Origin of the sequence: Aromatoleum sp., from assembly GCF_036675785.1 — a bacterium.
In the GTDB taxonomy this organism is placed as follows: Bacteria; Pseudomonadota; Gammaproteobacteria; order Burkholderiales; family Rhodocyclaceae; genus Aromatoleum.
Genome location: NZ_JAKFEF010000009.1, coordinates 1 through 10,378 on the forward strand (window position 1 = coordinate 1; position 10,378 = coordinate 10,378).

14 protein-coding genes are annotated in these 10,378 nt (G+C 68.0%); 11 read left to right on the forward strand and 3 right to left on the reverse strand.

Going from position 1 to position 10,378, the window contains the following annotated elements:
• From V6M37_RS01480 to V6M37_RS01525, 10 genes are all read left to right on the forward strand, one after another.
• A partial coding sequence (locus V6M37_RS01480) for an acyl-CoA dehydrogenase family protein (protein ID WP_332670394.1) occupies positions 1–838 on the forward strand: 838 nt, incomplete at its 5' end.
• Between the two features lie 280 nt (positions 839–1,118).
• Positions 1,119–1,907, forward strand: a complete 789-nt coding sequence (locus V6M37_RS01485) for an enoyl-CoA hydratase/isomerase family protein (RefSeq protein ID WP_332670396.1) — start codon at positions 1,119–1,121, stop codon at positions 1,905–1,907.
• A gap of 94 nt (positions 1,908–2,001) precedes the next feature.
• Positions 2,002–2,208, forward strand: a complete 207-nt coding sequence (locus V6M37_RS01490; protein ID WP_332670398.1) for a DUF1289 domain-containing protein — start codon at positions 2,002–2,004, stop codon at positions 2,206–2,208.
• A complete protein-coding gene (locus V6M37_RS01495) occupies positions 2,205–2,387 on the forward strand; it encodes a DUF1289 domain-containing protein (protein ID WP_332670400.1) in 183 nt (60 codons plus the stop codon). Before V6M37_RS01490 ends, V6M37_RS01495 begins: the two co-directional genes overlap by 4 nt.
• Entirely contained in the window at positions 2,384–3,304 is a 921-nt protein-coding gene (locus tag V6M37_RS01500) for an MBL fold metallo-hydrolase (protein ID WP_332670403.1), read from the forward strand. The genes V6M37_RS01495 and V6M37_RS01500 overlap by 4 nt, the downstream gene beginning before the upstream one ends.
• A gap of 90 nt (positions 3,305–3,394) precedes the next feature.
• Entirely contained in the window at positions 3,395–4,276 is an 882-nt protein-coding gene (gene rapZ, locus V6M37_RS01505; RefSeq protein ID WP_332670405.1) for an RNase adapter RapZ, read from the forward strand.
• Positions 4,273–4,665, forward strand: a complete 393-nt coding sequence (locus tag V6M37_RS01510) for a NusG domain II-containing protein (protein WP_332670408.1) — start codon at positions 4,273–4,275, stop codon at positions 4,663–4,665. Before rapZ ends, V6M37_RS01510 begins: the two co-directional genes overlap by 4 nt.
• A complete protein-coding gene (locus V6M37_RS01515) occupies positions 4,646–5,224 on the forward strand; it encodes a Gx transporter family protein (protein WP_332670410.1) in 579 nt (192 codons plus the stop codon). Before V6M37_RS01510 ends, V6M37_RS01515 begins: the two co-directional genes overlap by 20 nt.
• Before the next feature lie 332 nt (positions 5,225–5,556).
• Entirely contained in the window at positions 5,557–6,540 is a 984-nt protein-coding gene (gene acuI, locus V6M37_RS01520; RefSeq protein ID WP_332670413.1) for an acrylyl-CoA reductase (NADPH), read from the forward strand.
• Between the two features lie 42 nt (positions 6,541–6,582).
• Positions 6,583–7,164 (forward strand): peroxidase-related enzyme, encoded by a 582-nt coding sequence (locus tag V6M37_RS01525; RefSeq protein ID WP_332670414.1) that lies wholly within the window; start codon positions 6,583–6,585, stop codon positions 7,162–7,164.
• A gap of 74 nt (positions 7,165–7,238) precedes the next feature.
• On the opposite strand, the gene ruvC is transcribed toward V6M37_RS01525, so the two are convergent.
• On the reverse strand, positions 7,239–7,805 hold the full coding sequence (gene ruvC / locus V6M37_RS01530) for a crossover junction endodeoxyribonuclease RuvC (RefSeq protein WP_332670415.1): 567 nt from the start codon (positions 7,803–7,805) through the stop codon (positions 7,239–7,241).
• Between the two features lie 119 nt (positions 7,806–7,924).
• On the opposite strand from ruvC, the gene V6M37_RS01535 reads away from it, so the two are divergent.
• Entirely contained in the window at positions 7,925–8,101 is a 177-nt protein-coding gene (locus V6M37_RS01535) for a hypothetical protein (RefSeq protein ID WP_332670417.1), read from the forward strand.
• Positions 8,102–8,607: 506 nt separating this feature from the next.
• Here the strand turns inward: V6M37_RS01535 and V6M37_RS01540 are convergent.
• Both V6M37_RS01540 and V6M37_RS01545 read right to left on the reverse strand, forming a co-directional pair.
• Entirely contained in the window at positions 8,608–9,492 is an 885-nt protein-coding gene (locus V6M37_RS01540; protein WP_332670419.1) for a DMT family transporter, read from the reverse strand.
• A gap of 139 nt (positions 9,493–9,631) precedes the next feature.
• Positions 9,632–10,357 carry a YebC/PmpR family DNA-binding transcriptional regulator gene (locus V6M37_RS01545; protein ID WP_332670421.1) on the reverse strand — a complete coding sequence of 242 codons (726 nt, stop codon included), beginning with the start codon at positions 10,355–10,357 and terminating at the stop codon, positions 9,632–9,634.
• Between the last annotated feature and the right edge of the window lie 21 nt (positions 10,358–10,378).

A 10,378-nucleotide genomic window follows, 5' to 3' on the forward strand; every position in this document is an offset into this window, starting at 1 on the left:
CGGCAACGACGCGCAGAAGGAGCGTTGGCTGAAGCCGCTCGCGCGCGGCGAGAAGCTCGGCTGCTTCTGCCTCACCGAGCCGCACGTCGGCTCGGATGCGGCGGCGCTGAAGACGACCGCCGTGAAAGACGGCGACTCGTGGGTCCTCAACGGCGTCAAGCAGTTCATCACGACCGGCCGCGAGGCCGATGTCGCGATCGTGTTCGCGGTCACCGACAAGAACGCCGGCAAGAAGGGCATCTCGTGTTTTCTCGTGCCGACAAACACGCCCGGCTACATCGTCGCGCGCATCGAGGAGAAGATGGGCCAGAAGGCGTCCGACACTGCGCAGATCCTGTTCGAGAACTGCCGCGTGCCGGCGGAGGCGCTGCTCGGCATGGAGGGCGAAGGCTACAAGATCGCGCTGTCGAACCTCGAAGCCGGCCGCATCGGCATCGCCGCGCAGTGCCTCGGCATGGCGCGCGCGGCGCTCGAAGCCGCAGTCAAGTACGCGCACGAGCGCGAGACCTTCGGCAAGCCGATCTTCGAGCACCAGGCGGTGAATTTCCGCCTCGCCGACATGGCGACGCAGCTCGAAGCCGCGCGCCAGCTCGTCTGGCACGCCGCGACGTTGAAGGACGCCGGCCGGCCGTGCCTGAAGGAAGCGTCGATGGCGAAGCTGTTCGCGTCCGAGATGGCCGAAAAGGTGTGCTCGGACGCGATCCAGGTCCACGGCGGCTACGGCTACGTCACCGACTTCCCGGTCGAGCGCATCTACCGCGACGTGCGCGTGTGCCAGATCTACGAAGGCGCGAGCGACATCCAGCGCCTCGTGATCGGGCGTTCGCTGGCGCAATAACCGTAGGCGAACAAGCCGGGGGACATTCCGCGCCCGTGCCGCAGGGGTCGATCGTAGGGCGGAAAACGAAGTTTCGGCGCAGTCAAAAGCGCAGCGCCTTCCGCCGCATGGACAAGTGTTTCCGGCTTGCTCCATGCGGCGGATCGCGCCTTCGGCGCATCCGCCCTACGGTAGACCGCGAGATTGTTATTACGTATTCCGCAAACAGGGCCGCGTAGAGCCCCGGCGGTGACGGCGCCCGGTGCAGGGACGCGTCGATCAGAACTCAGGAGACGAAGAAATGTACGAAACCCTCGAAATCGCCATTAAACAGGGCGTCGCGACGGTGTGGATGAACCGTCCCGACGTGCATAACGCGTTCAACGCGCAGCTGATCGCCGACATCACCGCCGCCTGCCGCACGCTCGATGCCGACGACGCAGTGCGCGTCGTCGTGCTCGGCGGACGGGGAAAGAGCTTCTCGGCGGGGGCCGATCTCAACTGGATGAAGGCGGCGGGCGAGGCGAGCCTCGAGGAGAACCTCGCCGACGCGCGCAAGCTCGCCGGGATGCTGTGCGCGCTCGCCGAAATGCAAAAACCCACGATCGCCCGCGTGCAGGGCGCGGCGCTCGGCGGTGGCATGGGGCTCGCGAGCGCCTGTGACATCTGCGTCGCCTCGGACAAGGCCGTGTTCGCGACTTCCGAAGTGAAGTTCGGCATCATCCCGTCGGCGATCAGCCCTTATGTAATCCGAGCGATCGGCGAGCGCCAGTCCTACCGCTATTTCCAGACCGCGGAGCGGATCGGCGCCGACCGGGCGAAGGAAATCGGACTCGCGCACGAAGTCGCAGCGGCCGAGGAGCTCGACGCGAAGGTCGCCGAGGTCGTCGCCGCGCTGCTGCAAGGCGGGCCGAAGGCGCAGGCGGCGGCGAAGGACCTGATCCGCGCCGTCGCGAACCGGCCGGTCGGCGACGCGGTCGCCGAGGACACCGCGCGCCGCATCGCCGAGCTGCGTGCGACGCCGGAAGCGAAGGAAGGGCTCGACGCCTTCCTCGCGAAGCGCCCCGCAGCCTGGGTGCCCCAAGGCTGAGTCGCGGCCCGCGAGCGCGACGCGTTGTCGCGATCGACCGGAACCAGCCGGAACGGCAACAGCCCAACAAAGACAAATACGCCCTGGATGAGAGATGAGCGTTCCTTCCCCTTGCATCAACGTCTGCCGGATGACGGCCGACGGCCTGTGCGAAGGCTGTTTCCGGACCCTCGACGAAATCGCGGCGTGGAGTCGCCAGGACGACGACGGCAAACGCCGCATCCTGTCATCGATCGCGAGGCGCCGCGAAGCCCCGGGCGCCCAAGCGACGGCTCGAACGTCCCGGGAGGTTTCCCGATGAGCGATGCGCTTTGCGTCGGCGTCTGCATGATCGACTGGGATTCGGGCGTGTGTCTCGGCTGTGGCCGCACGCCGGAGGAAATCGACGGCGTCCCGGTCGCGGCGCCGGTGCGCGAGGCGCCCGAAGCGGCGCCTTTGCCCCCTAACGTCGCGGCGCTCGTCGGGGAGGGGGCCGAATGAGCAAGGTTTCACTGCCGCCGGGCGTTCGCGTGCTCGAACGCGGCTGGCTGTCGGCGAACAATGTCGTACTGTTCGACGGGGCCGGTGAAGCGACGCTGATCGACAGCGGCTACGTCAGCCACGCGCCGCAGACCGTCGAGCTGGTGCGCGAGGCGCTCGACGGCCGACGACTGCGGCGGCTGATCAACACCCACTCGCACTCGGACCACATCGGCGGCAACGCCGCGCTGCAGCGCGAGTTCGGCTGCACGATCGCGGTGCCGGCCGGCATCGCCGACGCGGTAGACACCTGGGACGAGGCGGCGCTGCTGCTGAGTACCGCCGAGCAACTCGGGGAGCGCTTCAGCGCGGATGACCTCGTGCGCGCGGGCGACACGCTGGAGATGGGCGGGCTGGAATGGCAGGCACTGCCCGCGCCCGGGCACGACATGGATGCGCTGGTGTTCTACAGCGCCGACCGTCGCGTGCTGATTTCGGGCGACGCATTGTGGCGCGACGGCTTCGGCATCCTGTTCGCCGACGTGCTCGGCAGCGGCGACGGCATCGGGGCGGCACGACGCACGCTCGAAGCGATCGCGCGCTTGCCGATCGACGTCGTGATTCCCGGCCATGGGGCATCGTTCGTCGAAGTCGACGACGCGCTCGCGCGGGCGTTCGCCCGCCTGCGCGCGTTCGAGGAGGACGGCGCGCGCATGGCACGTAACGCGATCCGCGCGTGCATGACATTTTCGCTGCTCGACACGCGCAGCATTGCGCTCGATGCGGTCGCGGAGCATCTCGCGCGCGTGCCGCTGTACCGCGAGGCCAACGAGCGCTTTCTCGGCATGACGCCGGACGCGCTCGCCGACTGGCTCGTCGCGGAACTCGTTCGCGCCGGCGTCGCGCGGCGCGACGGGGACCGGCTCGCCGCCGCCTGAGCGCTGCCCCCGGTCCGTCCCGGTGGGCCGCGCGCTGGCGATCGCATACGACTTTCGCCATAATCGCCGCGAAACGCGGAGTGGTTCGTCATGCAGATCGTGCTGATCAGTGGGGTGTCCGGGTCCGGCAAGAGCATCGCGCTGAAGGTGCTGGAGGATGCCGATTATTTTGCCGTCGACAACCTGCCGGCGACGCTGCTGCCGGAGCTGATCATCGACCTGCAGGCGGCAGGCTACCGGCGTGTCGCGGTCGCCGTGGATGTCCGCTCCGGGACCAGCATCGCGGCGCTGCCGCAGCAGGTCGAGCGGCTACGCGGAATCACCTCGGACCTGCGCGTGATCTTTCTGGACGCCCGCGACGAGACGCTGATCGCACGCTTCTCCGAGACACGGCGCACCCATCCGCTCGCCGACGAGCAGGTTTCGCTCGCCGAGGCGATCCACAAGGAGCGCGACGCGCTTGCCGGCATCGCCGAACTCGGCCACCACATCGACACCAGCGACCTGCAACCAAACACGCTGCGGACGTGGATCAAGGATTTCCTCGAGATCGAACCGACCGAGGGCATCACGCTGATGTTCCAGTCCTTCGGCTTCAAGTACGGGATTCCGCTCGATGCCGACCTCGTGTTCGACGTGCGCTGCCTGCCCAATCCGCATTACGACCCGGTTCTGCGCCCGTTCACCGGCCGCGACGCCTGCGTGATCGAGTTTCTCGAAAGCGTTCCGGAGGTCGGCGAAATGTGCGAGGACATCGGACGCTTCGTCGCGAACTGGCTGCCGGCGTATGCGCGCGACAACCGCAGCTACCTGACGGTCGCGATCGGCTGCACCGGCGGACAGCACCGCTCGGTGTATATCGCCGAATGGCTCGGCGCACGCTTTCGCGACGAGATCCGCGTGCTCGTGCGCCACCGCTCCGCGGCGCGCCGCATCGTCGATCAGGCCGGGGCGGCCGCGAGCGGCAAGTGAAGCGCGGGCGCGTCGCCGAGTGGGCGGCGTTGCTGCGGCCGGGCGATTTCGCGACCCTCGTCGCCGCGGTCGCCGTCTGCGTGCTGGCCGCGCTGCTGCTGTGGCGCGGCGGCGCGCCCGACAAGGCCATCGTGCGCGCGGGCGGCAAGGTGGTCGGCGAGTTCGGCCTCGCGCGCGCGCAGGTCGTCGAAGTGCCGGGCCCGCTCGGCGTCACTCGGATCGAGATCGAACCCGGCCGCGCGCGCGTCGCCGCCGATCCGGGCACGCGCCAGTATTGCGTCCGGCAGGGCTGGCTGAGCCGCGCCGGTTCGGTCGCGATCTGCGCGCCGAACGAGGTCAGCCTCAGCCTCAGCGGCGGCGCCGCCGACTATGACTCCCTCAACTATTGAGATCCATCCGACCGCCGACGACCGGCGCATTGCGCGCCTCGCGACCGCCGCGATCGCGCTGACGGTCGCCGAGGCCGCGATCCCGCTGCCTCTGCCGGGCGTGAAGCCCGGACTCGGGAACATCGTGATCCTGATCGTGCTGATGCGCTGGGGCTGGCGCGATGCGGTTTGGGTCGCGCTGCTGCGCGTGTTCGCGAGCAACCTGCTGCTCGGCCAGCTGTTCGCACCGGGCTTCTTCCTCAGCCTCGCCGGCTCGCTCACGAGCCTCGCCGCGCTCGGGATCTCGATGCTCCTGCCGCGGCGCTGGTTCGGGCCGGTCAGCCTGAGCCTCTTCGCGGCCTTCGCCCACATCGGCGGCCAGCTTGTGCTCGCGCGGCTGTGGCTCGTGCCGCACGACGGCGTGTTCTACCTCGTCCCGGTGTTCGCCGCGGCGGCAACGCTGTTCGGGCTGGTGAACGGGCTCGTCGCCGCCCGTTTGCTGCGCGACGGCATTCCGCCGGTCGCGGGCTCGCCGGCGACTTCGGTCCCGGTGGAAGCCGCTCGGTCTTCGCCCGACTGAACCGTGTCCGCAGCTGCGGTTCGAGTCGTTCCGCAACGCGTGCGCCCGTCGAGATCGGGGTCGAAAACGGATATAACTGCCGCAGGGCGCAGTGTTCGAGCATGTCGCCCCGCGGCCGGGCAAGGTCGGCTCGCCGCTTGCTCGCGTGCAGTACCTGAACGCAGGCGAGGCGGCAGCCGACGCCGTGAATCGGTCGGCGGCGTCTTATTCAGGGACGACCGGAAAGATGTCGGCCCGGCCGCGGAGCATGTGGGTAGCGCGCCGCCGTGCTCCGTTAACAACCCCTTTTTGCCGGCTGTCGTACCGGTCGGCGCTTCATCTGAGGAGGCAACATGTTCAAGGCTGTGCTGATCGAGAAGGATGATGCGGGCTATCGGGCGACGCTCGCCGACGTCGATGACGCGCGCCTGCCCGAAGGCGACGTGACGGTCCACATCGCGTACTCGACGCTGAACTACAAGGACGGCCTTGCGATCACCGGCAAGGGCCCGGTCGTGCGCAAGTTCCCGATGGTCCCGGGCATCGATTTCGTCGGCATGGTCGAGGCGAGTTCGAACGCCGCGTACAAGGCCGGCGATACCGTCGTGCTCAACGGCTGGGGCGTCGGCGAAGGACACTGGGGCGGCCTCGCGCAGAAGGCGCGCGTGAACGCGGAGTGGCTCGTGCCGCTGCCCGCCGCGTTTTCGCCGAAGCAGGCAATGGCGATCGGCACCGCGGGTTACACCGCGATGTTGTGCGTGATGCGGCTCGAGCGACTCGGCGTGAAGCCGGATCAGGGCGAGATTCTCGTCACCGGCGCGAACGGCGGCGTCGGCAGCGTTGCGGTGTCCCTGCTCGCGAAGCTTGGTTATCGCGTCGTCGCCTCGACCGGCCGCCCGAACGAGGTCGACTACCTGAAATCGCTGGGTGCGGTCGAAATCGTCGATCGCGCGCAGTTCTCGACGCCGGGCAAACCCCTGACGAAGGAGCGCTGGGCCGGCGCGGTCGACACGGTCGGCAGCCACACGATTGCGAACGTCTGCGCCGGCATGAAATACCGCGGCGTGGTCGCCGCGTGCGGTCTCGCGCAAGGCATGGATTTTCCAGCGACGGTCGCGCCGTTCATCCTGCGCGGCGTCACGCTCGCCGGCGTCGACAGCGTCTATTGCCCGCGCGAGGAGCGGATCGAGGCCTGGCAGCGGCTCGCGCGCGACCTCGATCCGGCGCACCTCGATCTGATCTCGCACGAAGTCGGCCTCGCCGACGTGATCCGGCTCGCCGGCGAACTGCTCGGGGGGCAGGTCCGTGGCCGCCTGATCGTGAACGTGGATCATTGACCGATAATCGAAGTCTCGTTGAACGAAAAAGGGAGATAAACCATGAGCGAACGTCCGATCAGCCGTTTTCCGGTACCGGAGTTAAAGGGCCTGCCCGAGGATGTCCGCGCGAAGATCCTCGCGGTGCAGGAGAAGGCGGGCTTCGTGCCGAATGTGTTCCTCACGCTCGCGCATCGGCCCGACGAGTTCCGCGCGTTCTTCGCGTACCACGATGCGCTGATGGAAAAGGACGAGGGGCTGACGAAGGCCGAGCGCGAGATGATCGTCGTCGCGACCTCGGGCGCGAACGGCTGCCTCTACTGCGTCGTCGCGCACGGCGCGATCCTGCGCATCCGCTCGAAGAACCCGCGCGTCGCGGACCAGGTCGCGACGAACTACCGCAAGGCGGAAATCACGCCGCGCCAGCGCGCGATGCTCGATTTCGCAATGAAGGTCGCGCTCGACTCGGCGACGGTCGACGACGCCGACTTCGCCGCGCTGCGCGAGCACGGCTTCACCGACGACGCGATCTGGGACATCGGCGCGATCGCCGCGTTCTTCGCGATGAGCAACCGCCTCGCAAACGTCTCCAGCATGCGCCCGAACGACGAGTTCTTCCTGATGGGGCGCGTGCCGAAGAGCTGAGCGAGCGAGAGCCGGGGGGCGCAAGGGTTGCTGGATACGGCGGCAGCGGCGCTCGACGGCGCGAGGCCGGAGAGTCAGCGGGCGTCCGGCGCGACGAGGATACGGCCGGCGCGGCGGCGGCTGCCGAGCGCGGCGAGCGTGCCGGACAAGCCCTGTCCGCCATGCGCGTGACAGATCGCGCAAGCGAGCGCGTCGGCGGCGTCGGCGCTGGGGTGGCCGTCCAGTTCGAGCAGCCGCTGGACCATGTGCTGCACCTGCTCCTTCGCCGCCTTGCCGTAGCCGACGACCGCCTGCTTGACCTGCAGCGCGGTGTATTCATGCACGGGCAGGTCCAGCGACACGGCGCCGCAGATCACCGCGCCGCGCGCCTGGCCGAGCAGCAGCGTCGATTGCGGATTGACGTTGACGAACACTTTCTCGATCGCGACCTGGTCCGGCGTGTAGGCCGCGGCGACTTCGCGCACGCCGTCGAGCAGCGTCTTCAATCGGCCGGGCAGCTCGCCGTCGCGGGTGCGGATGCAGCCGCTCGCGACGTAGCGCAACTGGGTGCCGAGTTTGTCGACGACGCCGAAGCCCGTGATGCGCAGCCCCGGATCGAGTCCGAGAATGCGGGTGGCGACGACGGTCGAGGCGGCTTTCATGTCCGCCATTCTAATCGGCCGTCGCACGCTTCGCCGCGTTTCGCTTGCAGCCGCGAGGTGGTTTCGGGCGCAACAAACGTGGTCGGCCGCGTCGCGGTCGTCGAGCAAGGAGAAATGAAATGGAAATGCGAGAGGGGCGCGTCTACATCGTCGAACTGTGCAGCGGCGAGCACCGCCGCTGGCGCTTTCTCGGGCCCGACGCGCGAGGGACGGTGTGCTGGCGCGACGAGGAGACCGGGCGGGTATTTTCGGAAGCGAGCGTGATGTACGTCTGGACGATCGTCGCGGAAGAATGATCGGTCGGCGTGAACTTCGACCGCGATTTTGCGTGGTTATTCGGAGTCCCGGCATATGCATACCGATGTTTTGCGACCGGCTGATGCGACAGGCCGACGAACTCGTTGCCGAACAGCAGGTACGCGTGGCCGGTGCTCGACCACGCGTACCTGCGCGCGAAAGTCCTGCTCGAACGGCTGCGCCGCGGCGCGGCGGCGAGAGGCTCGTGCGCGCGCTCCAGTTCGACAGCCCTCGGGACGAGTACCGCTACGAGCTGGACCGCAACGACAGCTACAGGATGCTCGTGCCCTTGCGCGTGCCCCCGGACGGGGCGAACGAGTCCGGCATGAAGGCGCACCTGCTGCGCGCCGAGTTTCCGGTCCGCGCGCACGACTGCCCGCGCCCGAACGTCGGCCATCGCCGCGCTCGCTCCGACCTCCTTCGCTGCAATTCCGTCCGCTGGGCGAGGCCCGGTTGGCGCGGCGCGACGGTGATGCGCCGGTCGCGCGATGCCGCCGTCCCGATGTCAGGTTTTTCGCGCGAGCCAGACGCCGGCGACTGCGACGATCATGCCGACGAGCGCGAGTCCGGTCAGCGTTTCTCCGAACAGCAGCCACGCCATCAGCGCGGTCGTCGGCGGCGTGAGGTAGAACAGGCTCGCGACATTCACCGCGCTGCCGCTGCGGATCAGTAGGTTCAGCAGGCTGATCGCGCCGAGCGAGAGCACCAGTACGAGCCACAGCAGCGCGAACACGAAATCGCCGGTCCAGTCGATCTGCATCGTCTCGCTGCGGCTCGCGACGAACGCGGTCAGCAGCAGGCTCGGCACGAACTGCACGACGGACCCGGTGCGCAGGTCGAAGCTCGGGCAGAAGCGCTTCTGGTACAAGGTTCCGACGGTGATGCCGGCAAGCGATGCGAGCGCGGGGGCGAGCATCCAGCCGAGTTCGCCGGCGGAGCCCGAGCCGACCGTCAGCTTGTTGCTGACGACCAGCGTGACCCCGGCGAAGCCGAGTGCGAGGCCGGCCCACTGGCGCGCGGCGACGCGTTCCCCGAGCAGCCAGCCGGCCCCGAGCGCGGTCAGCAGTGGCTGCATGCCGACAACGAGCGCGGTCACGCCGGCCGGCAGGCCGCGGTGGATTGCGACGAAAACGCCGCCGAGATAGGTCGCATGCACGAGCAACCCGGTGATGCCGATATGCGCGAACTGCCGCCAGTCCTTCGGCCAGCGCGCACGGGTCGCGAGCGCGAGCAGGCTCATTAGCGTGATCACCAGCACGTAGCGGATCGACAGGAAGGTCAGCGGCTCGGCATAGGGCAGGCCGAATTTCGCACCGATGAAACCGGTGCTCCACAGGAGCACGAACAGCAACGGGGCTGCGGCGGTGAAGCGTGAGGGCAGGGGCGGCATCGGCGTGTCGTCGCGGGGGCAGGCTGGGTAGACGAAGAGACTGCCCGCAATCTTACGGCACCCGATTAGTTCGAAGTCAAACTGTTTCAAACAAAAAAGCCGCCTCGCCGGCGGCTTTTCGTCCCGTTGAACGGCGTATTCAGTCGTCCATTACCGCCGAGGTGTAGACCTCCTGCACATCGTCGAGCGACTCGAGCGCGTCGAGCAGCTTCTGCATCCGTTCGGCGTCGTCGCCGGACAGCTCGGTCTCGTTCTGCGGCTTCATCGTCACTTCGCCGAATTCCGCCTTGTGCCCGGCCTTTTCCAGCGCGTCCTTGACGTTCGAGTACTCGTAGGGCGCGGTGACGACTTCGATCGAGCCGTCGTCGTTCGTGACGACGTCCTCGGCGCCGACTTCGAGCGCCGTTTCCATCAGCGCATCCTCGTTCGTGCCCGGCGCGAACAGCAGCACGCCGCAGTGCTTGAACTGGAACGTGACGCAGCCGTCGGTGCCCATGTTGCCGCCGTACTTCGAGAACGCATGCCGTACGTCGGCGACGGTGCGCGTCTTGTTGTCGGTGAGGCAGTCGACCATCACCGCGGCGCCCGCGATGCCATAGCCCTCGTACCGGACTTCCTCGTAGCTCACGCCCTCGAGTTCGCCGGTGCCGCGCTTGATCGCCCGGTCGATGTTCTCGCCCGGCATGTTCTGCGCCTTGGCGTTGTCGACGGCGAGGCGCAGCCGCGGATTGAAATTCGGGTCACCGCCGCCCATTCGCGCGGCGACCGTGATCTCCTTGATCAGTTTGGTGAAGACCTTGCCCCGCTTCGCGTCCTGACGACCCTTGCGGTGCTGGATGTTGGCCCATTTCGAATGACCCGCCATAGAATCCCCGATACTTCCGAT